Genomic DNA, 26,833 nt, shown 5'->3' with positions numbered 1-26,833 from the left:
CTGCTTGATCCCAATCAAGTGGGGTTGGCTTAAAGCATCTTTTTCAGGGTGCGATCTTTTACCACCAGATGGTGATACAAAGCGGCGCTGGCATGGCCCAGAATCAGCATCCAAACCAGCCAGGCTCCGCCAATGTCCTTGTGGATCAAGTCCATCACATCCTCATAGGCGGCGTATTCCACCCCCAGCAATGACATTAACGCTGGCATCATGGAGGTATCTTCAAATTTAGGGATATCAAACAAGAAGAAAAACTCGGTATTGGCGCCGGTGCCGGTATAGCCGGTAAATACCATAATAAAAATCATCGCATACAGCAGCCAATGGCCCCAGTGGGCGGCTTTAACCTGCCAGGCCGGGCCTGGGCAGATCCTTGGCTGGGTATTGGTCAGGCGCCAAATCAACCGTAATACCAGTAATACCCCTATGGTCACGCCCACCGACAGGTGCAGCTGCAGGGCGGTCCAGTTTTCCGGGGTTTGCCTCTCGGTAAACCACTGGCGGTAATACACCGCACAATAGGAGGCTAAAAATAACAGGGCAGTGCCCCAGTGCAGCCATTTGGCAATGCGGCCGTAGTCTTTATCGCTATTGGTTAACGCCATGCTCTTTGCTTGTTGTTTCAGGTTCTGGCAGGCTATATTGCCGCTCTCACCCGTTGCAGTAAAGCCTTATGAAAACCTGTGCTTTTTTATCCATGGACAGCCTCGAAGGCTACTTTGTTTATGACGACTTGCTGTATGCACCCATGGCCGTCAAAGGTTGGCATGTGGAGCGGGTGTCCTGGCGGGCAAAAGACGTTGACTGGGCGCGCTTTGATGTGGTGGTGATCCGCAGCCCCTGGGATTACCAGCAGGATGCCGGGGCTTTTTTGCGCTGCCTGGAAGGTATTGATGCTTCGGGGGCCATGTTGGCCAACTCGTTGGCACTGGTACGCTGGAATATTAACAAAGGTTACTTACGCGATATCCAACAGCGGGGTATCGCTATCGTGCCCAGTTTGTGGCGTGATGACTTTCATCTGGCCGACTGTCACAGCGCGTTTGAGCATTTTGCTTGTGACGAACTGATTATTAAGCCGCTGGTCAGCGCCAATGCAGACGACACTTACCGGCTAAATCGACAAAGGCTGCAAGACCAGGCCGCACTGCTGGCTGAACGTTTTGCCGGTCGTGCTCATATGATACAACCATTTGTACCGGCTATTTTGCAGGAAGGTGAGTATTCACTATTTTTCTTCGGCACCGAGTACAGCCATTGTATTGTTAAGCGGCCCAAGGCGGGAGATTTTCGCGTGCAGGAGGAACATGGCGGTTATCTGCAGGCGGTTGAACCCGAACCGGCCTTGCTGGAACTGGCGCGGCAAACCCTGGCGGCCTTGCCCGAAGCCACCTTGTATGCGCGGCTGGATTATGTGCGTCTGGCAGACGGCCTTGCGGTGATGGAACTGGAGCTGATTGAGCCTTCGTTGTATTTCAATATGGACGCTGCTTCACCCCAGCGCTTTGTGGATGCCTTTGTTGCCCGCTTCGGCTGAACTTTCACCACGAACCTGCGGTAAAGAATTTGTTTACCACAGAGACACAGAGGACACGGAGAAGAGCAGGAGAATAAACTAACTTATTGAAATAAATATTTTTCTTGGTCTCGACTGTGAGTGCAAAGGTCCTCTCGCTAGGATACTACCCTCAAAAACTCTGTGTGCTCTGTGCCTCTGTGGTTTTTATGCTTTTGGTAGGAAAAGCGGGTTATTTGGTCAGGGAGTGCATGGCGGCGCTGATAATGTCGGCAGCCATGGTCAGGATTTGCGCGTCCACTTCGTCAAAGCTGTCGGTTTTAATCGAGAACACCTTAATTACCCCCACTACCTTGTCAGCATACTTGAGCGGTACCACCAACATAGACTGCAACCCCACCGCCTGGCAGGCCTGCCTGTCTACCCGTGGGTCTTGGCTGGCGTCGCGGCAGTTCAGTACTTTATTTTCTTTAATACATAAACCAGACAGGCTGCTGTCCTTATGCAGTCGCATACCCAAACGGCTTTGCGCTTTGCCGGTGGCGGCGCGATAGACCATTTCATCGCCGTCCAGCATCTCTACCACCGCCCCCGAGGCAAAAGTCAGCTGCTCGGCCAGCATGGCCATTTTTTGCATCACTTGGGTAAGGTTTAAGCCGCCGCCAATAATATCGGACTGGGCCTGGATAATGGAAAGTAACTGGTCCTTAGTCACCAGAGAAACAGACTCTGTTGACAGATTTGACATGTTGAAACAACCAATTTATCAATCAGGGATAGATTAAGAATAATGCCAAAGGCTGTGTCTTAACAGCCTTATTTGCGTTTTTGTTGCGGCATTCTTTGTATGTTATTTCAGCAGGTGCGGGTCGAATTCGTGCCCCAGTTTCTGCGTCTTGGTGCGGATATAACCGCGGTTGTCGTCGGTAATACCGTGGTCGATGGGGGTACGGCTGACCACTTCGATTCCGAGGTCGGTCAGGGCCTTGATTTTACGTGGATTATTGGTCATTAACTGAACTTTGCTGATATTCAGGTGATCCAGCATAAAACGGCAAATGCGATAATCGCGCAGGTCGGCGTCAAAGCCCAGATGTTCGTTAGCTTCGACCGTATCCATACCGTTGTCCTGCAAATGATAGGCGCGGATCTTGTTGAGCAGACCAATACCACGCCCTTCCTGGCGCAGATACAGAATCACCCCCTTACCATGCTCGACAATATTCTGCAGGGCCTTTTCAAGCTGGAATCCGCAGTCACAGCGGGTGCTGAACAGGGCGTCGCCGGTCAGGCATTCTGAATGGATGCGAATGGGCACCACTTCGTCTTTTTGCCAATCGCCGTAGGACAGGGCCACATGTTCCTGGTCCGTGGCGACTTCTACAAAGCCATGGATGGTGAACTGGCCAAACCGGGTGGGCAATTTGGCACTGCTGATATATTCGAAAGGCGAATCCGCGTTAGTCATGGTCTGAACTTGGCCGTTTTATCGAGTTTAGTACAGTATCGGGCGCTCGCACTATGCAGGCTGCCCGCCAAGGGAGGCACAATATAGCGGCAAAGGCCGACAATGGAAAATCAAAATAGTGAATTGGTTAATCTAATAAGTTGAATGGTTGGCTTTTATCGCTCGCTTTGTCTGAGCTTTCACCACGACCTTCGGTAAAGATTTCTTTTACCACAGAGGCACAGAGGGCACTGAGAAGAGCAGGAGACAAAACTAATATTATTGAAATGTAGGATTTTTATGTGCCTAGAAGGTGAGAGAATATGGTCTCATCTGGGACTAACACCTTCAGCCACTCTGTGTTCTCCGTGCCTCTTTGGTTATTTACAACTTAGTTCAGATCAATGTCACCACAGAGACTCAGAGGTCACGGAGAAAAGCAGGAAGCTAAACTAATTTATTGAAATATATAGATTTTATAAGTCACGGTGATGAGTGCAGATGCCTTCACAGTGAATTAGCCCCTTCAACCACTCTGTGTTCTCTGTGCCTCTGTGGTTATTTATGCTTTTAGGCACATATATTTCCACTAAAGCGGCATACAGTAGATCATTCAATCTATGCCCTGAAGACTCGGCGTCCTCTGCGAGAGATGATGTAATATTGTGATCAGGCGAGGGGGGTGAAGTCGCGCAGTGGGGCGGGGCGGGCCACGCCATAGCCCTGGGCGTAATCAACGCCCATTTTGCCCAGTTCCACCATGATTTCCTTACTTTCAACAAACTCGGCCACGGTTTTCATGCCCATGGCCTTGGCTACGTCTTTAATGGAACTGACCATCGCCATGTCCACCGGGTCGACCAACAGGTCTTTCACAAAGCCGCCGTCGATTTTCACGTAATTCACCGGCAAACTCTTCAGGTAACCGTAAGAGGAGAAACCGCTGCCGAAATCGTCCAAAGCGAAGGTGCAGCCTAGCTGGTGGAAGGTTTTAATAAACTCCAGGGTTTCATCCATTTTAATAATGGCCATGCTTTCGGTGATTTCGAAGCAGATTTTATTGTAAGGAATACCGTGTTTTTCAAAGGCGTTAAGTACAAACAGGCGCAGTTCCTTGTCGCCCAGAGAATGGCCGCTTAAATTGATATTGGCCCGCACCAGACTGTTTTTATGCTCCGGATTGGCGGCCAGCCAGCGGAAATAATGCTCCACTACCCAGCGGTCGATTTGCGCAGTCAGATTATAATGTTCGGCGGCCGGTAAAAACGATGCTGGCGACACAATCTGCTCGGGTTCGTCGCCCTGCATACGTAGCAGTATTTCATAATGGTAGCCGCGGGAGATTTTATTCAGCGGATGGTAGTGCTGGTAGTACAGTTCAAACCTGTCTTCCTGCAGGGCCTTATTAATCAGTGAAACCCAATGCAATTCGGTTTCATAGCGCTGAATTTTGTCATCCTGCTTGGAGTAGGTATGAATCTGATTGCGGCCCTGTTCCTTGGCCATATAACAGGCCGAATCAGCCATGCTGAGCAATTGCTCGGGCGAATGAATGGCACGGTGGTATGGCACCAGGCCGATGCTGATACCCAGGGTAAAAATACGGTTGTCCCATACAAAGCGGAATTGCTGCACCACATTCAGCAGTTTGTTGGCCAGCAGGTAGGCATGTTGATCATTAGCCTGTTCACCTTCCAGCAACACGCCGAATTCGTCGCCACCTAAGCGGGCCAGAATACCTTTGTTTTCCACTACCTGATTTAACTGCTGGGACAACTGCTTGATCAGGATGTCGCCGGCCTTATGGCCACAGGTGTCGTTGACCACTTTAAACTGGTCCAGATCCATATACAGCAGTGTTAATTCCTGTTCAGCATCTCTGGCCTGGCTCAGGCCCCGGCGCAGACGCAATTCAAATTCGCGGCGGTTATATACTCCGGTGAGCGGGTCATGCGTGGCCATGTATTCCAGGCTCATGCTGGATTCTTTGCGCTCGGTAATATCGAAGATGGTGCCGAACAGGTAATCCTCGTTGTGCTCATGGCGCAACTGTACCGAAATGGAGAACCAGAACTGGCTGCCGTCACGGCGTACTCCGCGGATCTCGCGGCCCATCACCACCCCTTGTTTAACCAGTTCTTCCACTAAGGTCAGCCTGTCCACCTGGTTGGCATAAAACTGTGAGGTATTGCCGCATTCTTTCAGCATCTGCTGTTCGTTGTCATAGCCAAACAGCTTACACATGGCAGGGTTGGTGGTAATCAGTTTGCCAGCCAGGGTTGAGGTATACAGCCCCTCGGCCGAGTTGCGGAACAGCTCGTAAAAGCGCCTTAAGTCATTGATGGTGTTGCTCTGGCGTTCGTAACGGGACAGCACCTGGGCTTGTTGATGGGCTTCTACCGCCAGGGCAATCAACAAGATGCCAAATAAGGTCAGTAAGGTCAGATATAGGCTCAGGGTGGATTCCAGAATCACGCCACTTAAATAGAAACCCGACTGCAATAAGGCAATCAGGCTGATGCTGGACCAGCCGATGGCGTAAAGGCGGTTGGGGCGGCCGTCCTTACGGTCGCTGTAGCGCCAGGCCACGCCCAGTTGCACTACCAAGGTTGCGCCAGCCAGGCCGATAGCAGCAATAATCTGCCAGTAATCGTTCAGTACAAAGGCGCACAACAGCAGCAGGTAAGAGGCACTGTAAGACACATAGCGCCAGTACATAGGTACGCCGCGCAACATCAGATGCGACACTTTGGATGCATTGAAAAGTGCCAGGGCCACCAGGCATAGGGTTAGCAGCGAGATATAGCCAGACAGCCCCGGTACAATCTGTACCAGCACCCCTTCCACATTTAAAAACAGCAGTAAGAAGCTGAAACTGGCCATGGAAAACCAGAAGCGTACCGGACTGCGCAGCAGCACATAGGTAATCAGGTAATAAAATGCCAGAATCGACAGGGCGCCGCCGATCATGCCGATAATAGCCAGGTTGGCCTGTTCTTCGGCAATCAGTACTTCGTCACGCCATAACTGCACGGGGAATACCAGCGGACCTTTGTCGGCAATGCGGAAATAAATATCCAGCTGTTCCCCTGGCGTCATATCCAGGCGGATCAGAAAATGTCGGTGATTCAGTTCTCTGGCGCTGAAAGGTCGCAAAGCCCCCATCATTAACGAGCGGCGGATACGGCCCCGGTCATCCAGCAGGTACAGATCCACTTCGTCCAGGGTTGGATTGGCAATCACAAAAGCGAATCTGGCCTGATTGCCTGCCTGCTGCACAACCTTGAAACGGCCCCACAGGCTCTGCTGCGGCGACAGAGGTTGAATATCCAATTGGCGCTGCCAGTCGGGGCTGGCTTGTACGTCAGACAACTGCGCGTATTTTTCGGCACGCAGATATTCGATCTGGCCGTTGAGTTCCTGACTGGTAAAGGCCGAATCCAGAATCAAAGGCTGTCCCTGACATGGCAACATCGAACCGAGCAGCAGGCATGCAAGCAGCAGAATGTAAGAGGTGAGTTTCAACGTTGGCTTTGATTACTTTTTTATCGTTGTAGCCACAGTATAAATTCTTTGGCGGCGCTTAAAAGCCCTGATTTGTAATTGGTTATCAAACCCTTGGCTCAGGCTTGGCCCTGCAGGCGAAATTGCAGCGTCTCTAACTGCTGCATGAAATCTCCAGCGACTTACCCCAATCCGGCGGTGGTTTGGCATAAGTGTCAAACTGTGGTTGCTCAGTAAAAGGGTGTTTCAGTACCTCAAACAGGCGCTCAAATTCGTCAAACTCGCCTTGCTGTGCTTGTTCAATGGCCTGCTGGGCCAGGTAATTACGCAGCACGAATTTGGGGTTAATGGCCTGCATGGCCTGTTGACGCTCCTGGTGCGACTGCGGCTGGGTCGCCAGTTTTTGTTGATATCGGGTAAGCCACTGGCTGGCCTGGTCACGGTTGATAAAGTAATCCAACAACGGCGCTTCCTGGCCGGGCTGGTAGTGACTGAGCAGCCGAAACGCGCAGTGATAATCGCGTCGCTGCTGACTGAGCATGCTTAGCCAGTCGCCAATCAGTTTTTCATCCCGGTTGTCCTGCTCATCGGCATTCTGCAGGCCCAGCTTTTTTGCCATCAGGTCGAAATAGTGACTTAGCAGGTGGGGCTCGTAGTGGGCCAACGCCTGTTTGAGCTGGTCAATATCCAGATGACCACTAAAGGCATGGGCCAGCGCATTGAGGTTCCACAGGGCAATGCCGGGCTGACGGTCAAAAGCATAACGGCCCTGATGATCAGAATGATTACAGATAAAGTCCTGCTGAAAGTCGTCTAAAAAAGCGTAAGGCCCGAAGTCGAAACTGATGCCATGGATAGACATATTGTCGGTATTCATAACCCCGTGGGCAAAACCGAAGGCCTGCCATTTGGCAACCAGTTCGGCGGTGGTCAGTACAATGCGCTCAAGCAGGGCCAAATACGGATTGTCGCAGCCCTGCAGGTCTGAAAAATGCTGGGTCAGGCAATAATCAAACAGTCTTTGCAGCTTGTCGCTCTGACCACTATGGAAAAAATACTCGAAATGGCCGAAGCGAATATGGCTCTGGCAGGTGCGGATCATCATTGCCGCGGTTTCTTGTTGCTCACGTTGCACCGGTTCCTGACTGGCAATCAGACACAAGGAGCGGGAACTGGGAATGCCAAGGTGGTGCATGGCTTCGCCCACCAGGTACTCACGCAGGGTGGAACGCAGCACGGCGCGGCCGTCACCAAATCTGGAATAGGGTGTTTGGCCGGCCCCTTTTAGATGCAGGTCTACCGGCTTACCTTGCATATCCCGGGTTTCGCCAAGCAGCAATCCGCGCCCGTCGCCCAGTTGCGGGTTCCATTGGCCAAACTGGTGGCCACCGTATTTTTGTGCCATGGCCTGACGGTTAAGGATTCCCTGTGCTTCGAACAATTCAGCAAATAATCTTTTTTGTTCAAACAGTTGTGGATCCAGATCAAGATCGGCTAGCAGGGCATGGTTAACATGGGCTAACCAAGCCTCCTGCGGCGCTTGTACCCGCACCTGACTTCCCAGGTCTGCCAATTGTTGGGCGTAAGTGTGAGCCAAATACACAGTGTTGCCGTATGGAAAAGTGAAAACTTGGGCTATTGTAACATTCAATAAGACCACTACCCGGAGTTGTTATGAAGAAACTTGCTGTACTGTTCGCTTTGTTTGCATCCTATCCTGCGCTGGCCGGTGATATTGCCGCCGGTAAAGCCAAGTCGGCGACTTGTGCGGCTTGCCACGGGGCCAATGGTATATCTCCAATCCCCATGTACCCCAATCTGGCTGGCCAGAAAGAGCAATATCTGGTGCTGCAACTGAAAGCCTTTCGTGACGGTGAGCGTAAAAATATGGTGATGGCGCCTATGGCCAAACCCTTGTCTGACGACGATATCGCTAATTTGGCCGCCTATTACGCCAGTCTCGACCCTGTCGGAAAATAGTGCGGATTCTGCTTGTTGAGCAGCAAGCCCGGCTTAGAAAGGACCTGACCCTGGTGCTGCAAAGCACCGGTGGTTTTGATGTGATGGACTTCGCTACACCGGAGCAGGCCGTGGTGGCTATGATTGCCAGGCCCTTTGATGTCTTGCTGGGCAGGCAACCAGTGCTGGCTACTATGCCTGCCAGTATCACCAAAATAGGCTATGGGGCTGCGCCTGACACTCTGCCCGAACATTGTCTGGGGTGGGTAGCAAACTGGCAGCCACTGCCTGGCTTTGCCGAGCAGGTGCGACGTTTGCTGCAGAAGTTATAGCAGCAGGGATCGTGCTGATTTAGCCTGTTACCCTGCCAAATGATCGCGGATCAGACTTAAAAAGGCCTCGCCATAGCGGCTCAGTTTGGTTTGCCCTACACCGCTGACCTGCAACATATCACGCTCGCTGGTGGGCAGGATTTCTGCCATATGCGACAAGGTCATATCGGAAAACACCACAAAAGGCGGTACTTCGTCTTCTTCGGCAATGGCTTTGCGCAGCTTTTTCAATTTGGCAAACAGCGCCCTGTCGTAGTTGCGGTTATCCAGCTTGGCTTTTTTACCCAGATTCAAACTCATTCTGGGCACCGCCAGACTAACAGGTAGTTCCCCTTTGAGTACCGCGCGGGCGGCCTCATTCAGTTTAAGCATGGCATTCTGGGTAATATCCACCCTGACCAGCCCCTGGTGTATCAGTTGATTGATCAGGTTGTGCCACCAGGCATCACTTTCGTCTTTGCCTATACCATAGGTGCTGAGCTGGTCATGGCCGCTGTCGACAATACGTTTCAGCTTTTTACCGCGCAATACATCAATCAGATACTGGCTGGCCACCGATTGGTTCAGGCGGTAAATGCAGGACAGCACTTTCTGCGCGGCTACCGTGCCGTCAAAGGCCTTGGGGGGATCCAGGCAGATATCACAGTTGCCGCAGGCCGAGGCGTTGTATTCACCAAAGTAGTTCAGCAACACCTGGCGTCGACAGGTTTGCGCTTCGGCAAAGGCCTCCATGGCAGCAAAGCGTTGCAACTCCACTTCCTGACGGTGAGGATTGTCGGTGAGACTGATCCATTCACGAATGCGCGCCACATCTTTTTCGTCAAACAACAACAGTGCTTCGGCCGGGCTGCCGTCCCGCCCGGCGCGGCCGGTTTCCTGATAATAAGACTCGATGGTACGGGGCAGATCAAAATGCACCACGTAGCGCACATTCGGTTTATTGATGCCCATGCCGAACGCAACAGTGGCAACAATCACATCAATATTGTCTTTGAGAAAGTTACGCTGGGTAATGTCACGGATCTCGGCTTCCATACCGGCATGGTAACCGGCACAGTTAATCCCACGATTGGCCAGTTTAAAGGCTACATCTTCCACCTTTTTGCGGCTGTTACAGTAAATAATGCCGCTGCCTTCCTGGCCCTTTATATAAGCTTCAAGCTGTTCCATGGGCTTGTATTTCTGCAACTGGGTGTAGCGAATATTGGGGCGGTCAAAACTGCCCTGATAGATCATGGGTTGGTGCAAACGAAGTTGCTGCAGTATATCCATGCGGGTGGCCGGGTCGGCAGTGGCGGTCAGCCCCATCATTGGTACATGGGGAAAGAAATGCTTAAGCTGGCCAAGGGCCATATAGTCATGGCGAAAGTCATGGCCCCAGTGTGACACGCAGTGAGCTTCATCAATGGCAAACAGGCTGACCTGAATATGTTGCAAACGCTGAATAAATTCTGGCTGGACCAGCCGTTCCGGGGCCACATACAACAGTTTGTATTTACCATCCTGCACGCCGGCCAGCACGTTAAGTTGCTCGGGGCGGGTCAGCGCTGAGGTCAGATAGGCGGCACTGACGCCGGAGGCATGTAAGGCATCCACCTGATCTTTCATCAATGAAATCAGCGGAGACACCACCAGGGTCAGGCCGGGTAGCAGCAGTGCCGGCACCTGGTAGCACAGCGACTTACCGCCGCCGGTGGGCATCAGTACCAGACTGTCCTGCCCATCCAGGCAGGCCTGAATGACTTGTTCCTGACCGGGCCTGAAACTGTCGTAGCCGAACACTTCCCGCAATACGCTTGCCGGGGTGGGTTGTGTTAGGGTGGAGGCCAGAACGTCAGACATGGTTTCGGGGTCAGAAAAACAGGGCCGCTAGTCTACCCCAAAGTTATCAGGAATTCATGACTGCTCGCACTCTAATCTGCAAGCTTTGTGAGCTGTGGTTAGGGGGCGTCAGAATTCGTGAATATCTGTATGGCTTGCCAAGTCCCTGGGCCGGGCTGCTATGATGGGAACAGGTCCAACCAGAAAGAATGACAATGCAAAAGACTACCTTGCTGGACAGCCGCCAACTGGCGGATTACGTGGCCGGCGTATTTCGCGACCATATGCCGTTTAACCACTTGCTGGGGCTGCAAATCAGTCAGTTTGACGGTGAAGGTGTGGAAGTGCGTTTACCCTGGCACGACGGGCTGATGGGCAATCCTATCCAGAAAATTCTGCATGGTGGTGTCACGGCCGCTGTGCTGGATACCGTGGGTGGGTTAATGGCCATTTTGCATGTGGTGCGGGACATGGAAGATCTGACCCTGGAGCAATTTCAGCAGCGGCTGGCGCGGATTGGCACCATAGATATGCGGGTTGATTATTTGCGCCCCGGTAAGGGCGAAGAATTTATTGCCACCGCCAGTGTGATCCGTAAAGGCAGCAGGGTGGCGGTATGCAGAATGGAATTGCATAACGAGCACGGTGAGCATATTGCCTTTGGTACTGGTACCTATATGGTGGGTTAAGGGAGATATATTCAGGGTTTGCCCGGCGATAAATCACATGGCGGAAAATGCAGCAAACACAGCAGGGAAGTACCATCACCCGATGTTTATCGGGTGATGGTGTGACTTGCAGTTACTGGGGATTCAGACCCATGGCTTGCAGTACTTTAAAGAAATTGGCTTTTCTGTCAGCCAGACCGTCTACCGGTCCGCTGATGGGGCAGGTGCTGTCGGGACAGCCGCGGTTGACGATACCGGAAATATCATCAATAAAACCACTGCCCTGCAAACCGCCGGCCACATAAGCCTTCAGTTCTTGATAGTAGTTCCAGCCTTCATAGGGGCCACCGGTATTGTCATAGCCCTGTACTTCGTTCATCCAGTAGAACAGGCCGGCAATCCATTTGATTTCTTTGTGTTCCTCGGTGCTGCACACCAGTTCCGGGTTTTGGCACAGGTCCATATCGCCGTACAGCGGGTTGCTGGGGGCGGCGACCACCTGCATACCTTCAACCACCTGACCGACCAAGTCGGGATCCACATGGCTGCGACCCAGGAAGTGATTCAGCTTACCGAAGTTGAAGCGGCCTGTGGTTTGAATCACACCACGACCCCACCAGCCACAGCCTTCTACTGACTTGCCAGCGCTGCCGTCCCAGATAAATTTACCGGCTTTTTGCTCGTCGTACACTTTACACTCGTCACGCAGCCAGGCTTGTTTAGTCAGATCGGCGCTGCCGGTTTGGCCGCTGCAATCTGCAGAGTAGTTCCATTTACCTACATGGCCGTTGACCAGTAAGCCTTGTTCTTCCAGTACCGCATCCGGTGCCACAAACAACGGGGCTGGTGCACCATACCATTTGGCATGGGTCACCGCGGTCATCTCCATCTTCATATTGACCGGACAGGAATACGGGTAGTCATTGCCGGTGGCGGGATTGACGCCATAGTCCGAGTAGTTTTGCTGTAACTGGCCACAAGACGAAGACAACGGATAGTTAACCGGGTCGCCGGTGTTGATTGACCAGTTGTTCTCATCGCAGGCATTGTACTGAATGGTTTCCTTCATACTTTGTGCCAGGAAGGCCGCGATGGCGACTTTGGCATACAGAATGTTGGTGGCTTCATCGGCGTTTTCGTCAATCAGCCAGAACTTCACGTCGCCCACGCCCTGGTTATGCATGGCATTCAGCGCCGACAGGAAGTCGCCCCACTTGTACACCGTAGATGGGATCCACGAATTAGACGGGGTCTGATACAGGAACACCTCATTGTTCACCACAGATTCAATGCTTTCCAACTCGGTGTTCAGCGCGGGAATAGAGGTTAATGGGGTGGAACTGCTTGGCCCGGCGATATGGTATAGCGGCACGCCGCCGTTATCCTGGTAGGCCACAATTTTGTTTTTCAGCCAGCCATTGTCGTTATGACTACCCAGTGGCACCACGGTGGTGCTGGTGGGGCTGCCCCACAAAATGGCGAACACGTTGGCAAAGGCGGCATGACGCAGGCGACTAACCCCCCAGTCATGGTTGCTTTCCTGTCCAAGCAAGGCCGCGACGCTGGTAGCGTTGTCATAGTTGTTGGCATCCAGGGCGATATTCAGTACCGCCGGGCGGATCGCCGACAGGTTAGTGCCAATGTTCTTGTCACCCATAAAGTAGCTGCCGGCACTGGCGGAATGATTTGCCAGATCATAACTACCGGTGGCTTCGCCATTGGTGGCCAGATGGCCGCCTGGCAGTTGCCACAGCATGGCGGGAACTTCGAAGTAGTCGCTGATTTGACGTACATAGTTCAGGTAGTTTTCCCACTGACGGGGGCCAAAACCATGCAGCGCTTTGCCACTTGGCGAGAAACCATCGTCATTACCTTTGTCAAAGGCAAGGAAATCCGGACGCAAATCGACGTCATCAAACAGTCCCAGCTCGTGGATAAAGGCGGCCATAGGTTCAGAAGCGCCGTTCCACACAGCCTGCAGACCTGAATACTGGGCCTGTAATGTCGCGGTGTTGGCTGGTCCTTCCAGATTCACCACCCAGGCGAAGGGCACGTCTGGGCTGAAGCGCTTCAGAATAAAGTGTTGGGACTGGATCCAACCTTTAAGGTCGTCGCTGAGCAGGCCAGCGGCTTCGCTTTGCAAGTTGTTCAGATTGTATAAACTGCCCAGGCTTTGCGGATTGCCGCTGTTATCCAGCAATTGATAACCGCTGTCCAGGCTGATGGCTTCCTGCAGTGCCTGCACTACTTGTACCGGTGTCCAGTTACCCTGGCTGCCAAACAAGGTGGCAAAGTCGTTCTGTGCTTCAAACCATTGGCCCAGCAATTCGCCGTTCAGCAACAGGGTGGCCGGGTGTTGATGGTTGGCGTCTTTGGCCAATTGCATCTGTGCCGCCTGGCGAATCAGATTGCGATAATGCACTACCAGATTTGCATAGGTGAGAATATCTTCAGAGCCCAGATCTGTGCCTGTGCTGGCATTGGCGGTGGTGGCTACCAAGACCGATCGTACCTGACTGCCAATCTGTCTGGCCTGAGCAATAGTCTGGCGGGTGGCATCAGGCGTCAGCAACTGACCTCGCACCGCATCACCGGCATATTGGTAAATAGCATTGACCTTAGAGGCAGCCAGCTCAGCGTTATCAGCCGGGTCATTGTCTACCAGGGTGCCCATGGCCAGCGTATTCGGCCAGCCCTTAACATACAGGTCGACCTGATCGGCACGATAGGGCAAACACAAACCGGCTGCGGTGCCGGGGCCACAATTAACAATAGGTTCACCGCCCCCACCGGCGACGGTGACTGTAGCAGTATTACTGTTGGTACAGGCTTCTTGATTGCCTGATACATTACACAGGGCAACCACAAAGCTATAGCTGCCGCCCTGGGTCAGGGTTACGGTATGTTGACCGGACTGGGCACTGTTACCACTGGCGGTAAGTGGGGCGCTGTGTACCTGCGTACCGTTTTGCAACAGTCGCCATTGGTTGCCGTTTTTACCCCAGTACATATTCCAGCGTACCGTGATATCTACACTGCCATTGGTTAGCTGTGCTTCGGTGGGCATCCAGGCAATAGCGGGCGTGGCCGGGGCTTCTGGAGCAGGACCAGTGGCAACGGTGACATTTAACTGGTCGCTGTCGCTAAACTCCGAGTCATTCACCGTGTAGGCCAGCACATAACTGCCGACCGTATCAAAGGTCACCTGGGTGCTACCGGCATTGGCATTACTGAAACTCACGTTTCCGGGGCCGGATACTTTGCTCCAGGCTTCGGTAACCGGACCGCTCTTGCCGTCATCCTGATAACTGCCAGTCAGTGCCAGCGCCACATTGGGGGACGCATTGGCATCGGCGCCGGCATTGGCCACCGGTGGTTGATTGGCTGCCACATCGGCTACTGTTACCTGAACGTCATCAAAGGCGCTGAATTCGCCGTCGTTTGCCGTCAGCCTGAGCACATAGGTACCTGTTGCACTGAATGTTGCAGTGGTTGTAGGAGCGGTTGCGTCGGCAAAGGTCACGGTGCCCGGGCCTGATTGGCTGGCCCAACTGCTGGTTAAAGGTGATGACAGGCCATCGTCCTGCACGCTGCCATTGAGGCTGGCGGCATTGCCGGTTTCAATGGATTGATCGGCACCGGCATTTACCACGGGGGGCTGATTAACCGCACCGCCGGATACGCTGATGTTGGTGATATTACTTTGACTGCAAGACTCCGGTGTGACCGAGGTATCACATAGTTTGACCTGGTAGGCGAAATTGCCGCCGCCGGTTTTGCTTAGCTGCAATTGCCCATTCTGGGCATTCTGGCCATTAGGGGTCAGACTGGCGGTATGGACGACGGCGCCGTTTTCCAGTAAATACCAGGTGTCGCCATTGTTGCCCCACCACATATTCCACTGCACTGTGTACTGTGCAGGGGCTGCATAAGTGCTTTCCATCCAGGCAATGCTTGGCGTTCCCGGTGCCGCCAACAGGCTGTGGCTGACCAACAGTCCTGCGCTGCCGAGCAGGGCGGTTGGTAATAATCCTCGTCTCATCGGTTGTTGTCCTATGTATTGTGTTGTGGAAAAACCGGCCCTCAGGGCTGGCAAAACACAACAAAACTAGGAGACGAGCAATATTTAGTCAACATAATGGACTAATTATTTTTACATTAAATTAACCTATCAATGACCTATTAGGAATAAAAAAGCCCGGTCAAATTGACCGGGCAAAGGGCTTGGTTAGCACCTAACGACAGAAACGTTTCATCAGCTTGCGGCGACTATGGCCTTCATATCAGTCATATAGCCGCGCAGCTCTTCACCTATCAGTTCGACATGGTGGTCGCGAATGGCTTGGTTTACCGCTACCAGAGTTTTGTTGTCCACACTGTTCGACTTGCTGGCCAGACCCTTACCGAGTAACTCAGCACTCAGACCAGGCATCAGCTTCTGTGCCAGCAGTGGTACGGCGGCATTGGCAAACAGGTAGTTACCGTATTCAGCAGTGTCAGAGATCACCACATTCATCTCGTACAAACGCTTACGGGCAATGGTGTTGGCGATCAGTGGTGTTTCGTGCAGAGACTCATAATAGGCTGACTCAGGCAACATGCCGGACTCCACCATCACGTCAAATGCTAACTCAACACCGGCTTTGATCATGGCGACCAGGAAAATGCCTTTGTCGAAAAACTCCTGCTCGTCGATCTTGCCCTGGTAAACCGGCGCTTGCTCGAAGCCGCTACGACCGGTTTCTTCACGCCATTTCAGCAGGTTGGCATCGCCATTTGCCCAGTCCTGCATCATAGTGCGGGAGAATTCGCCACTGAGAATGTCGTCCTGATGTTTTTCAAACAGCGGGCGCAGCATGGTTTTCAGTTGCTCTGACAGCTCAAAGGCTTTGATCTTGGCCGGGTTGGACAATCTGTCCATCATATTGGTGACACCACCAATCTTCAGGGCTTCGGTAATGGCTTCCAGGCCATATTGCAGCAATGCAGCGGCGTACGCCGGATCTTCACCGTCGGCCACCATCTTCTCATAGCCTAGAATGGCGGCGGTTTGTTGCATACCACATAAAATGGTCTGCTCACCCATCAGGTCGGACTTAACCTCGGCCACAAAGGATGAATGCAGTACACCGGCGCGGTCACCACCTGTCGCCGATGCCAGCGCCTTGGCAATATCCAGGCCCTGACCCTGCGGGTCGTTTTCCGGGTGCACGGCAATCAGGGTAGGCACACCGAAACCACGTTTATACTCTTCGCGAACCTCGGTACCCGGGCACTTAGGCGCGCACATCACTACGGTGATATCGCTACGGATCTGCTGACCTTCTTCAACAATGTTGAAACCATGCGAATAAGACAGCGCGGCGCCTTGCTTCATCAGCGGCATCACCGCTTCGATCACGCTGGCGTGCTGCTTATCCGGAGTCAGGTTATAAACCAGATCGGCCTGAGGGATCAGTTGCTGATAAGTCCCTACCTCAAAACCATTGGAGGTGGCACGCTGATAAGAATCACGTTTTTCATCAATGGCAGACTGGCGCAGGGCGTAAGCCACATCCAGGCCGGAATCACGCATATTCAGACCCTGGTTCAGGCCCTGGGCACCGCAACCGACGATGACAATCTTTTTGCCTTTAAGGAAATCACAGCCATTGGCGAATTCCTGGCGATCCATAAAACGACATTGACCCAGCTGATCTAACTGCTGTCTCAAATTCAGGGAGTTGAAATAATTTGCCATAACTTTCTCCGTGGTCACCCCGCGGGGCAACCGATAATCTTCTTCTTACAAGCCAGTGACGTACTTGTGTTGCAATCAGAATAGGTCATGGCGCTTGTTGAATAAAATGATATATTCGCAAGTATGTGTTTCATAATTTGCAATACTCATGGATATTCGCAACCTGCAGTTGTTTCAGCACCTGGCCACCAGTCTGCACTTTGGTAAAACCGCAGATGCACTGTTTGTCAGCCCGTCCACTTTAAGCCGCGCCATTCAGCGCCTGGAAGAGGAATGCGGGGCCCCGCTGTTTGTCAGGGACAATCGCAAGGTTAAGCTGACAGCGGCCGGTAGCCGTATGCTGCAGTTCAGCCAGCAAACCCTGACAGCCTGGCAGCAAGTGAAAAGTGAGATTCACCGCCATAGTCAGGAACTGGCGGGCGAGCTTAGTCTGTTTTGCTCGGTGACGGCCAGTTACAGCCATTTACCGGCCCTGCTGGCACGTTTTCGCCATTTGTATCCACAAGTGGAGATTAAACTGACCACCGGCGACCCAGGGGTCTCCACCGACAAGGTGCTGACAGGAAAGGCCGATATGGCCATTGCCGTAGATGCGCCCGACTTTCCGCCCGCGCTGGCTTTTCATCATTTGGATACCTTACCGCTGGTGATGATTTGCCCGGCGTCCATGCGCCTGAGTCAGCTTGAACAGGTGGACTGGCGCACCGTTTCCATGGTGTTACCAGAAACCGGGCCGTCCAAGCGCATAGTGCATCATTGGCTGACCGAACACGGCATTCGCCCAAACGTGTATGCCTCTGTGACCGGGCACGAGGCTATTGTCAGTATGGTGGCGCTGGGCTGCGGTATTGGCATTGTGCCCAGGCCAGTGGTGGAGCAATCCATTCTGGCAGATAAGATCAGCATAATTGCCCTGGCCGATATTGAACCCTTTAAACTGGGCCTGTGTTGTCTTAAAGAACGTCTTTCTGAACCGCTGATCAAAGCCTTGTTGCAACAGATCTGACTTGTCAGCTCAGGCTGTTTAGCTGTTATTATCGGGCTCTTTTTGAGCATTGGAGTGCGTTGTGCTTTGGATCCCTTTTACCCTGATGGCCGCATTTATGCAGGCCTGGCGCAACGCTTTCCAAAAGCAGCTTAGCCAGGACGTAGCTGTTAGCGGGGTGACGTTGGCGCGGTTTATCTATGCCGGGCCGTTGGCAGCGTTGTATTTGTTTGTGCTCTATCAGTGGCAGCCTGTTGCTAAACCCGATTTCAGTGGCCTGTTCGGGCTCTACATTCTGGGCGCGGCGCTGATGCAGATTCTGGCCACTGCCTTGATGGTTAAGCTGTTTCAACTACGTAACTATGCCATTGGCGTTGGCCTGGCCAAAAGTGAAGCGATTCTGGCGGCGGCACTGGGGGTAGTATTCTTTGCTGTGTCGTTAGACTGGCTGGGTTGGCTAGGTGTGTTGCTGGGGGCGGTAGCGGTGTTTTTGCTTAGCGGTATTCGCGCGGTGCATGGTTGGTCCTGGCAGACATTGTGCCTGGGACTTGGCAGTGGCCTGGCCTTTGCGTTGACATCACTGTGGGTCAGGGAAGCCAGTCTGGAACTTGGGTTACCTTTCCCGCATGGTGCGGCCTGGGTGCTGTTGTTGGTGATCTTATTGCAATCACTGTTGCTGGTGGCCTGGCTGATAATCCGTGATATGGCGACCTTAAAGGCATTGTGGCAAAGGCCGAAATTAACCCTGACAATCAGCTTTTGCAGCTGTGTTGGCTCTATTGGCTGGTTTACTGCTATGAGTTTGGAGTCGGTGGCGCTGGTGAAAACCCTGGGGCAGGTGGAAGTACTGTTCAGCCTGCTGATTTCTGCCTGGTGGTTTAAGGAAAAACTGGCCCGTGCTGATAAGCTGGGCTTGTTGCTGATAGTGATTGCGGCTATTTGCGTGGTCTGGACATAGTCGATGAATGTTCCTTACAACATCGACATACGACCACCATGGATGGTGGAAGTGCAGAAAATGCAGGAGCAATTATTCTGCCCGTCCATCCCTGGATATCGTCGATGAATGTTCCATACAACATCGACATACGACCGCCATGGATGGTGGAAGTGCAGAAAATGCAGGAGCAACTTTTCTGCCCGTCCATCCCTGGATATCGTCGATGAATGTTCCATACAACATCGACATACCATCCATCCCTGGATATAAAAAAACCGGCGAAGCCGGTTTTTCTATCAGTGTTTTGTTTAACGCTCCCGGACCACACGCATACCAATGTAATTAGCGCGGAAAGTAGGGTCCAGTTCCATACGGGTAGATACCCTGGCCAGACGGGGAGCAAAATTCCAGGCCCCGCCACGTACTACGGCACCGTTGTTTGAGGCGCTGGATACTGTCCATTCCCACACGTTGCCGACCGTGTCAAACAGGCCATAGCTGTTGCGGTCAAAGGAGGCCACGGGCGCTGCGCTGATATTTGACCACTGGCTACCACACCAACCGCAGTTAGCATTACCAGTGCCTACGCTGTCACCCCACCAATAATCGTTTTCTTTACCACCGCGGGCTGCGTATTCCCATTCGGTTTCGCTGGGCAGGCGGTATTTGTTGCCGCTGGCTTCAGACAACCAGTTTACATAGGCGGTGGCATCACGCTGACTGATACAGACCACAGGGTGGTTGTCGGTATTGGCATAACCCGGCGTACGCCAGTTAAGCTGGTCCTGCCATACGGGTTCACCCTGCTCGTAGAAGGCGCAACCACGCTCTTTCTCTGCATCGGTAACATAGCTGGTTTCTTCCACAAAACGGCGGAAGTCGCCCACTGTCACTTCAAACTCACCAATACCAAAGGAGTTATTCAGGGTTTTGGTTTCTACCGGGCGCTCATTTTCCAGGCCTGTGCCATTGATATCACCCATCCGGAAGGAACCAGCCGGTACTACCACCAGTTGTGGACCAGGGATATCACCATTAAGAATGTCCTGCACTTTTTCGCCCTTGTTAAAGGCAAACTGGGCGCGTTTCATTTCCACCTTAATGGTGGTGCTCTCTTTTAGCTGGATATTCTGACGGAAGGTTTCATAGCCGCGTTTGACCACTTCCAGATCGTGCGGACCGGCCGGCAGCATAATCTGCAGGCGGGTAGAACCGTAGCTGACGCCATCGATAAACACTTCATCGTCGTACACATTGGAGCGCACTGTCAGCTCATACATTACGGATTCGTCAACCGGTGCACTGCCGTCTGCTGCTTTCGGTACGGTCACTACTTTGGCCACTTCGGGTGGCGTGCGTTCAGCCACACAGTAACGCTTATCCAGGCCAAGCAACTGGCAGCCCTCGGTGCGCTTCAGGTTGCCTTTCAGCTCAACATTCATCTGTACTGAGTAATTACCGGCACCGCTGAAGCCGTCCTGAGTGACGTCGCTGCGCTGCAGCAGTACGTAGGCCTCTGAATAGGGACGATGTTGCTTGGCTGCTGCGGATTCGGTCAGGCCGTCATACAACTGATCCAGGAAACGTTTGGAGGCTTTTTGTTTGGCCAGAAACTTACCACGCTCGGTACATTTACCGATGGTTTCGTCGCGGTCACAGGTAATTTCATGATTGACCTGCACCTGATCCTGACGGTTAAACTCACGGAACAGCCTGTCTACTCTGGCGTTATTGAGTTTCTCTTTGAGGCTTTCAATTTTGTTCAGCAGGCTGTGTTTGGACAAGCGCAGTTTTTCCACGTCCAACAATTTGCTCTGCCATTCGTTATACTTGGCGGTGATCGCGTCCTTGTTCTCTTTATGCGCCCGCACCGCTGCCAGGTAGGCTTCTCTGGCCTGGTTGATATCGATACTGGGATCTTCAATGGTCCGTTCGTACTGAACGTTCATTTCGTTCAGCCTGACCTGGCGGGTATGTTCCAGCTCTTTGCCTTTAGTACGCATTGTGCCCAAATCTCTTTCCAGACTTGCGGCGTTGGCTATCTCACCTTCCAGCGTTCTATGGTAGCTGTCGTATTCGCTTTGGTTGGCCTGAATTTGCTGTTGGATTTCCTCTACGGATGTATTTTCCGCTGCGATCAGGCCTGCTGGACATACCAGAGCCATCGCCAGAGCAAGATGTGCTATTCGCTTCATTATTCCATTCCAAACGGGTCGCCAGCTGGCAAACTGCTGTTGTTTTTATGGTTCTCTAAACGGCGTTGTGCTTATCTATAGCGCTGCCTTACACGCATGCAAAAATGCCGCAACAAGGCCCTATGCTATTGACTTGTCAAGTAAAGCGCAAGTGTCAGTAACGGGAATTCTGTGGCTTGACTAACAGATATCAGAAATTATCCCTATTGAGCCAGCAATTGCGCCATTAATCGATCAAACGAGCGATATTGCAGGGCCTCCGCCAGATGCGCCCGCACAATGGCCGGTTCGTCCTGCAAATCTGCAATAGTTCGGGCCACCCGCAGCAGCCGATGGTAGCTGCGCACCGACAGGCCCAAACGCTCGCAGGCATTTTCCAGAAACACCTGGTCCTGGCTATTCAACTGACAATCTGCGGCCATTTCTTTGCTATTCAGCGTGACATTGGTTTTACCGCGACGGGCCAGTTGCCGCTGCCTGGCCGCTCTGACCCTGGCTCGGATACTGGCACTGCTGTCGCCCCTGTCCTGTAATTCATCACCCAGGCTGCCCTTGGGCAAACGCGGTACATCCACCTGCAAATCGATACGATCCAGAAAAGGCCCGGATAACTTACTCAGGTAACGCAACACCTGTTGCGGGGAACTGCGTTTGTCATCGGCACTGCCGGTTGGACTGGGGTTCATGGCTGCAACCAACTGGAATCTGGCTGGAAATCTGGCTTGTTGAGCGGCCCGTGAAATACATACGTAACCGGATTCAAGGGGTTCACGTAGTACGTCCAGCACTTTACGGTCAAACTCCGGCAATTCATCCAGAAACAATACGCCATTATGAGCCAGTGAAATCTCCCCCGGACGCGGAATACTGCCACCACCGGCTAAGGCAATGGCTGATGCCGTATGGTGGGGATGGCGAAAAGGTCGTTGCCGCCAATGCTGCGGATCCACCGGTGTACCTGTTACCGAATGAATTGTGGCGGTTTGCAGCGCTTCTTCATCGCTCATAGGGGGCAGAATATCCACCAACCTGTTGGCCAGCATGGTTTTACCCGTACCCGGAGGGCCGGTGAACAACAGGTTATGACCTCCGGCTGCAGCAATTTCCAGCGCCCGTTTGGCCGCGGCCTGGCCGATAACATCGCGCATATCCTGTTGGGCCGTGGTGGCAACAGGCACAGTCTGGAAACTATACAGCGGCAGCGGTTGCTGTCCGCAAAGATGATGATAAACCTGCAGTAATGCCGGTGCAGGGAACAGTTGAATATCTTTGATAAGGCCAGCTTCTTCGGCATTGTTGGCGGGCAGTACCAGGGCTTTGCCTGATTGGCTGCAGGCATAGGCCAGGGGCAGGGCACCGCTGATGGGCGCCAGTTCACCCGACAAGGCCAATTCGCCGGCCAGTTCGTGTTTTTCAAGTTGCTGGGCCGGTATTTGCCCACCCGCTGCAATAATGCCAATGGCGATAGGCAAATCAAAACGACCGCCCTCTTTGGGTAAATCGGCCGGTGCCAGGTTGACTGTGATACGTCTGGCGGGAAACTCAAACCCTGAATTGATCAGGGCGCTGCGCACTCTGTCTCTGGATTCCCGCACGGATGCTTCGGGTAATCCGACAATATTGAAGGCTGGCAGACCATTGGCCAGATGCACTTCCACCCGGATTGGCGGGGCATCAATACCCACGCTGGCACGTGTATGGACGATGGCAAGTGACATATGGTCTTCCCTGGCGGCACTTTTCAAAGCCTAGTCCAGGGATGTGGGAATGCCAACAGCCGGTAAACCGTTAATGGCTGCCCTGAAATACCGGCAATTGCCAGTGCCAGCGAATGGCGCCCAGGCGCAGCAACAAGGTGGCCAGCATTGCGGCAATCATGGCGGGCAAATCCGGCACACCCAACGCCAGGCAGGCGACATACAGCATGCCGCCCACAATACAGGTAGTGGCGTACAATTCCCCTTTGAGAACCAATGGAATTTCCCGGCAGATCACATCGCGGATTAAGCCGCCGAATACCCCGGTCATGGTACCCATCACAATGGCAATAAATGGGCCGGTGCCCTGATCCAGGGCTTTTTGTAGACCCATGATATTAAAAAATGCGATACCCAGGGCGTCTGCCACCAGCAAGGTTTGATAGGGAAACTTATGGGTAACCCGCAGCCACAATATGGTCACGATGGCAGCCACTAATATGGCGTATAAGAAGTCTGGCTGCTGCACCCAGAAGACCGGTAAGTCCAGAATCATATCGCGCAGCGTGCCGCCACCAATGGCGGTGACCGACGCCAGTACAATCACACCAAAGCCGTCCATATGTTTGCGGTAAGCCATCAGGGTGCCTGAAATGGCAAACACCGCCACGCCGAGTAAATCTATCCAATGCAACCAATGGCTCATGCCATTTTTCCTGTGTAATTTGTTACCTTTACTCTAATCCGCCAGCAGCGATTTAAACAAGCTTATGGAACAGCTGTTTTACAAAATTGGAATTTAAGAAAAATTATTGCTTGATCTGGCTTAAAGCACCGTGCTATTTCTAATAGCAGTGACGTAACTTGATTATTTTTAGGGCAACAGCCTTTTTATGAACCTTTTCGCAAACCTTCTTCTTACTGTCGTGGTCGTGGTGATTATTATCTCCGCGGGGGAAGCGTTTGGTCTGAAATAAGTCCAGTTACACGAAAACCCCCCGCGCGAAAGCCCGGGGGGTTTTTTGTTTTATGGGCGCTGAAAAAGAGTGAAGACAATGAAAAAAGGCGCACAAGCCATTTTGCATTTCCTGACAGAGCAAGGCATAGACCAGGTATTCGGCTATCCGGGCGGCGCAATCATGCCCTTGTATGACGCGTTACTGGATTCACCCATTCGTCATTACCTGTGTCGTCATGAGCAAGGTGCGGCTTTTGCGGCTATCGGTTATGCCCGGTCAACCAATCAGGTTGGTGTGTGTATTGCCACTTCTGGTCCTGGTGCCACCAATCTGCTGACCAGCCTGGCCGATGCCAAACTCGACTCCGTACCTCTGGTGATGATTACCGGTCAGGTCGCGCGGTCAGCCATGGGGTCTGATGCTTTCCAGGAAGTCGACGTATTGGGCTTGTCGCTGAGTATCTGTAAGCACAGCATGCTGGTTTTAGAGCCGGAAGAATTACTGCCGACCCTGCAAAAAGCTTTTCAGATTGCCCGGGAAGGACGCCCTGGTCCGGTACTGGTGGATATACCCAAAGATATTCTTACCGGTCTGGTGCCCGAGTCAGATGAGCAGGCCGGGTCTGCGACGGCTATGCCCCTCGCCACACCCGCTCAGCTACAGACAGCCAACCAATTGCTGGCCGAATCCCAGCGCCCCATGTTGTATATCGGCGGCGGTGTGGGTATGGCCGATGCCGTAAATGAATTGCGGGATTTGATCGACCGCACTCAATTGCCTCAGGTCTGCACATTGAAAGGCCTGGGCAGTGCCAACACCGACCACCCTTTGTACTTAGGTATGCTGGGAATGCATGGTCTGGCAGCCGCCAATTTAAGCGTGCAACAATGTGACTTGCTGATTGCTATCGGTGCACGGCTGGATGACAGAGTCACCGGCAAACTGGATGAGTTTGCCCCTCATGCCAAGCTGCTGCACATTGATATCGACCCGGCCGAAATCCACAAACGTCGTCAGGCTGATGTCAGCTTGCTGGGCGATTTGAAAGTGATTCTGCCACAGTTGCACTGCGTTGGTGACAAGCAAGCCTGGCGTGAGCACGTCAGCGAGCTGAAAGTCAGCAAAGCCTTTCCTTATGCCTTTGACCACAGCCCAGGGCAGATAGATGCGCCACAACTGCTGCGGATGCTGAGCGATATGTCTGCCGCCAATGCCATTGTCAGTTGTGATGTTGGGCAGCACCAGATGTGGGTTGCGCAGCATATGCAGTTTTCTCACCCGACCTGCCATTTAAGCAGTGGTGGTCTCGGCACCATGGGGTTTGGCCTGCCTGCGGCGATTGGTGCTCAGGTAGCGAACCCCGACACCCAGGTGGTGGCGGTGTGCGGTGACGGTTCCTTTATGATGAATGTGCAGGAGCTGGGTACGCTGCGTCGTTACCGTATGCCGGTCAAGATTCTGATCCTGGATAACCAGCGTCTGGGCATGGTTAAACAGTGGCAGGAACTCTTTCACGATGAGCGTTACAGTGAAACGGATTTGTCGGACAACCCCGAATTCAGCCGTCTGGCTGCCGCCTTTGATATAGACAGCGATGTGATCCGCTGTCGCAGCCAGGTGCAAACGGCCCTGGAACGTATGCTGGCACATCAGGGACCCTACCTATTACATGTACAGCTGGATCATAAAGACAATGTGTGGCCGATTGTGCCGCCCAATACCGCCAACCATCAAATGTGGGAGCAACCAAAATGAACTATCAACTGGAGATGTTGTTATCGGATCAGCCTGCGGTATTGGAAAGGGTACTGCAAACCACCCGCTACCGTGGCTTTCGTATCAATCAATTAAATATGCAACCGGCCCCGGAACAACTAGCCTCGAGAAAGCTAAAGGTATCGATGCAGGTGTCTGGCAAACAGCCCATTACTATACTTACCAGTCAATTGCATAAACTGTATGACCTGGCGTCCCTTGAGTGCAGGACAGCACTTAGTCCATCCATTGAGCGTCAGTCTACACTGACACAAGCACTGCCCAGAACGGCGTAAGCAGGAAATTATTATGGCTAAGAGACAAGCAGACTTTATCTGGTTTAACGGCGAGATTATGCCCTGGCAAGACGCCACTGTGCATGTTATGACCCATGCTATTCATTATGGGTCCTCGGTGTTTGAAGGGGTGCGTGCTTACCATACCCCCCACCAAGGTACCTGCGTGTTTCGCCTGGCAGAGCACACTCAACGTTTGTTTGACTCCGCCAAAATTTATCGTATGACCATTCCTTACACTCAGGAACAAGTCAACCAGGCGACCAGGGATATTATTCGCACCAACAAGCTTAAATCTGCTTATATTCGTCCCATTGCCTTTTATGGTGATATCGGCATGGGCCTGCAGGTGCCATTCGGGCAGGAAACCGAGCTGGTGATCGCGGCCTTTGAATGGGGCGCTTATCTGGGCGAGGAGGGGCTGAAAAACGGGGTGGACGCCTGTGTTACGTCCTGGAACCGGCTGGCCGCCAATACTATGCCTACCGGGGCTAAGGCGGGTGGTAACTATCTGTCTTCACAGCTTATTTCCATGGAAGCCAGACGCCATGGCTATCAGGAAGGCATTGCCCTGGACATCAACGGCTACCTGAGTGAAGGGGCCGGTGAAAATCTGTTTATTATCCGCAATGGCGTGATCTCTACGCCGCCACGCACTGCGGCAATATTGCCCGGCATTACCCGTGATACGGTTATTACACTGTTGGCCGAGATGGGCTATCAGGTGCGTGAGGAAAATATTCCCCGCGAAGCGCTGTATCTGGCAGATGAGATTTTGATGTGTGGTACCGCGGCTGAAGTGACGCCGGTACGATCCGTCGACGGTATTAAGGTGGGTAATGGTGGTCGTGGACCCATCACCGAGAAAGTGCAAAACGCTTTCTTCGGGTTGTTTGATGGCACTACCGAAGACAAATGGGGCTGGTTGACGCCGGTCGAGTAAATTACAAATATCCTTATTTTTCGCCAAGAGCGCTGAGTATAAAGCGCGCGGACATAGATCTCCGTGCAACCTCAGT

20 protein-coding genes are annotated in these 26,833 nt (G+C 52.8%); 9 read left to right on the top strand and 11 right to left on the bottom strand.

Annotated features, from left to right (window positions below):
* Positions 1 to 29 precede the first annotated feature (29 nt).
* Complete coding sequence (locus ABD028_RS20145) at positions 30 to 605, bottom strand: cytochrome b (RefSeq protein ID WP_343847238.1); 576 nt, start codon at positions 603 to 605, stop codon at positions 30 to 32.
* A gap of 68 nt (positions 606 to 673) precedes the next feature.
* Here ABD028_RS20145 and ABD028_RS20140 point away from each other — a divergent pair, with 68 nt between their 5' ends.
* The gene (locus ABD028_RS20140; RefSeq protein WP_343847237.1) at positions 674 to 1,537 is read left to right on the top strand and encodes an ATP-grasp domain-containing protein; all 864 of its coding nucleotides are present in this window, start codon (positions 674 to 676) and stop codon (positions 1,535 to 1,537) included.
* Between the two features lie 211 nt (positions 1,538 to 1,748).
* Here ABD028_RS20140 and ABD028_RS20135 read toward each other — a convergent pair whose 3' ends face one another.
* From ABD028_RS20135 to ABD028_RS20120, 4 genes are all read right to left on the bottom strand, one after another.
* On the bottom strand, positions 1,749 to 2,264 hold the full coding sequence (locus ABD028_RS20135) for a GAF domain-containing protein (RefSeq protein WP_343847236.1): 516 nt from the start codon (positions 2,262 to 2,264) through the stop codon (positions 1,749 to 1,751).
* Between the two features lie 102 nt (positions 2,265 to 2,366).
* Positions 2,367 to 2,984 carry a GTP cyclohydrolase II gene (gene ribA / locus ABD028_RS20130; RefSeq protein WP_102797650.1) on the bottom strand — a complete coding sequence of 206 codons (618 nt, stop codon included), beginning with the start codon at positions 2,982 to 2,984 and terminating at the stop codon, positions 2,367 to 2,369.
* A 648-nt stretch (positions 2,985 to 3,632) separates the two neighbouring features.
* Complete coding sequence (locus ABD028_RS20125; RefSeq protein ID WP_343847235.1) at positions 3,633 to 6,413, bottom strand: EAL domain-containing protein; 2,781 nt, start codon at positions 6,411 to 6,413, stop codon at positions 3,633 to 3,635.
* A 208-nt stretch (positions 6,414 to 6,621) separates the two neighbouring features.
* Positions 6,622 to 8,070, bottom strand: coding sequence for a protein adenylyltransferase SelO (locus tag ABD028_RS20120; RefSeq protein WP_343847234.1), 1,449 nt, complete (start codon positions 8,068 to 8,070; stop codon positions 6,622 to 6,624).
* Positions 8,071 to 8,141: 71 nt separating this feature from the next.
* On the opposite strand from ABD028_RS20120, the gene ABD028_RS20115 reads away from it, so the two are divergent.
* Entirely contained in the window at positions 8,142 to 8,447 is a 306-nt protein-coding gene (locus ABD028_RS20115) for a c-type cytochrome (RefSeq protein WP_343847233.1), read from the top strand.
* Positions 8,447 to 8,758 (top strand): response regulator, encoded by a 312-nt coding sequence (locus ABD028_RS20110; RefSeq protein ID WP_343847232.1) that lies wholly within the window; start codon positions 8,447 to 8,449, stop codon positions 8,756 to 8,758. Before ABD028_RS20115 ends, ABD028_RS20110 begins: the two co-directional genes overlap by 1 nt.
* A 27-nt stretch (positions 8,759 to 8,785) precedes the next feature.
* Here ABD028_RS20110 and recQ read toward each other — a convergent pair whose 3' ends face one another.
* On the bottom strand, positions 8,786 to 10,600 hold the full coding sequence (gene recQ, locus ABD028_RS20105; RefSeq protein ID WP_343847231.1) for a DNA helicase RecQ: 1,815 nt from the start codon (positions 10,598 to 10,600) through the stop codon (positions 8,786 to 8,788).
* A 194-nt stretch (positions 10,601 to 10,794) separates the two neighbouring features.
* On the opposite strand from recQ, the gene ABD028_RS20100 reads away from it, so the two are divergent.
* The gene (locus ABD028_RS20100) at positions 10,795 to 11,268 is read left to right on the top strand and encodes a thioesterase family protein (protein ID WP_102797642.1); all 474 of its coding nucleotides are present in this window, start codon (positions 10,795 to 10,797) and stop codon (positions 11,266 to 11,268) included.
* A gap of 112 nt (positions 11,269 to 11,380) precedes the next feature.
* Here the strand turns inward: ABD028_RS20100 and ABD028_RS20095 are convergent, their stop codons facing one another.
* Together ABD028_RS20095 and ilvC are read right to left on the bottom strand one after the other, a co-directional pair.
* The gene (locus ABD028_RS20095; protein WP_343847230.1) at positions 11,381 to 15,289 is read right to left on the bottom strand and encodes a chitinase N-terminal domain-containing protein; all 3,909 of its coding nucleotides are present in this window, start codon (positions 15,287 to 15,289) and stop codon (positions 11,381 to 11,383) included.
* A 213-nt stretch (positions 15,290 to 15,502) separates the two neighbouring features.
* On the bottom strand, positions 15,503 to 16,987 hold the full coding sequence (gene ilvC, locus ABD028_RS20090) for a ketol-acid reductoisomerase (RefSeq protein WP_343847229.1): 1,485 nt from the start codon (positions 16,985 to 16,987) through the stop codon (positions 15,503 to 15,505).
* Positions 16,988 to 17,135: 148 nt separating this feature from the next.
* Between ilvC and ilvY the strand changes: the two genes are divergently transcribed.
* Both ilvY and ABD028_RS20080 read left to right on the top strand, forming a co-directional pair.
* A complete protein-coding gene (gene ilvY / locus ABD028_RS20085) occupies positions 17,136 to 17,993 on the top strand; it encodes an HTH-type transcriptional activator IlvY (RefSeq protein ID WP_343847228.1) in 858 nt (285 codons plus the stop codon).
* An 85-nt stretch (positions 17,994 to 18,078) separates the two neighbouring features.
* A complete protein-coding gene (locus ABD028_RS20080) occupies positions 18,079 to 18,930 on the top strand; it encodes an EamA family transporter (RefSeq protein WP_343847248.1) in 852 nt (283 codons plus the stop codon).
* Between the two features lie 290 nt (positions 18,931 to 19,220).
* Here the strand turns inward: ABD028_RS20080 and ABD028_RS20075 are convergent, their stop codons facing one another.
* From ABD028_RS20075 to ABD028_RS20065, 3 genes are all read right to left on the bottom strand, one after another.
* On the bottom strand, positions 19,221 to 21,107 hold the full coding sequence (locus ABD028_RS20075) for an SUMF1/EgtB/PvdO family nonheme iron enzyme (RefSeq protein ID WP_343847227.1): 1,887 nt from the start codon (positions 21,105 to 21,107) through the stop codon (positions 19,221 to 19,223).
* Positions 21,108 to 21,310: 203 nt separating this feature from the next.
* The gene (locus ABD028_RS20070; protein WP_343847226.1) at positions 21,311 to 22,825 is read right to left on the bottom strand and encodes a YifB family Mg chelatase-like AAA ATPase; all 1,515 of its coding nucleotides are present in this window, start codon (positions 22,823 to 22,825) and stop codon (positions 21,311 to 21,313) included.
* A 70-nt stretch (positions 22,826 to 22,895) separates the two neighbouring features.
* Entirely contained in the window at positions 22,896 to 23,510 is a 615-nt protein-coding gene (locus tag ABD028_RS20065) for a trimeric intracellular cation channel family protein (RefSeq protein ID WP_343847225.1), read from the bottom strand.
* A 349-nt stretch (positions 23,511 to 23,859) separates the two neighbouring features.
* Here ABD028_RS20065 and ilvG point away from each other — a divergent pair, with 349 nt between their 5' ends.
* Genes ilvG through ABD028_RS20050 form a run of 3 tightly spaced genes read left to right on the top strand, consistent with a single transcriptional unit; the run spans position 23,860 to position 26,757 of the window.
* The gene (gene ilvG, locus ABD028_RS20060; protein WP_343847224.1) at positions 23,860 to 25,518 is read left to right on the top strand and encodes an acetolactate synthase 2 catalytic subunit; all 1,659 of its coding nucleotides are present in this window, start codon (positions 23,860 to 23,862) and stop codon (positions 25,516 to 25,518) included.
* Positions 25,515 to 25,814: an acetolactate synthase 2 small subunit gene (gene ilvM / locus ABD028_RS20055; RefSeq protein ID WP_102797634.1), complete on the top strand. Its 300-nt coding sequence runs from the start codon at positions 25,515 to 25,517 to the stop codon at positions 25,812 to 25,814. Before ilvG ends, ilvM begins: the two co-directional genes overlap by 4 nt.
* Before the next feature lie 13 nt (positions 25,815 to 25,827).
* Entirely contained in the window at positions 25,828 to 26,757 is a 930-nt protein-coding gene (locus ABD028_RS20050; RefSeq protein ID WP_102797633.1) for a branched-chain amino acid transaminase, read from the top strand.
* Positions 26,758 to 26,833 lie beyond the last annotated feature (76 nt).

Source organism: Bowmanella denitrificans, assembly GCF_039522935.1.
Classification (GTDB): Bacteria; Pseudomonadota; Gammaproteobacteria; order Enterobacterales; family Alteromonadaceae; genus Bowmanella; species Bowmanella denitrificans.
The sequence above is the reverse complement of the archived record's forward strand: the minus strand, read 5'-3'. Positions and strand labels throughout refer to the sequence as shown.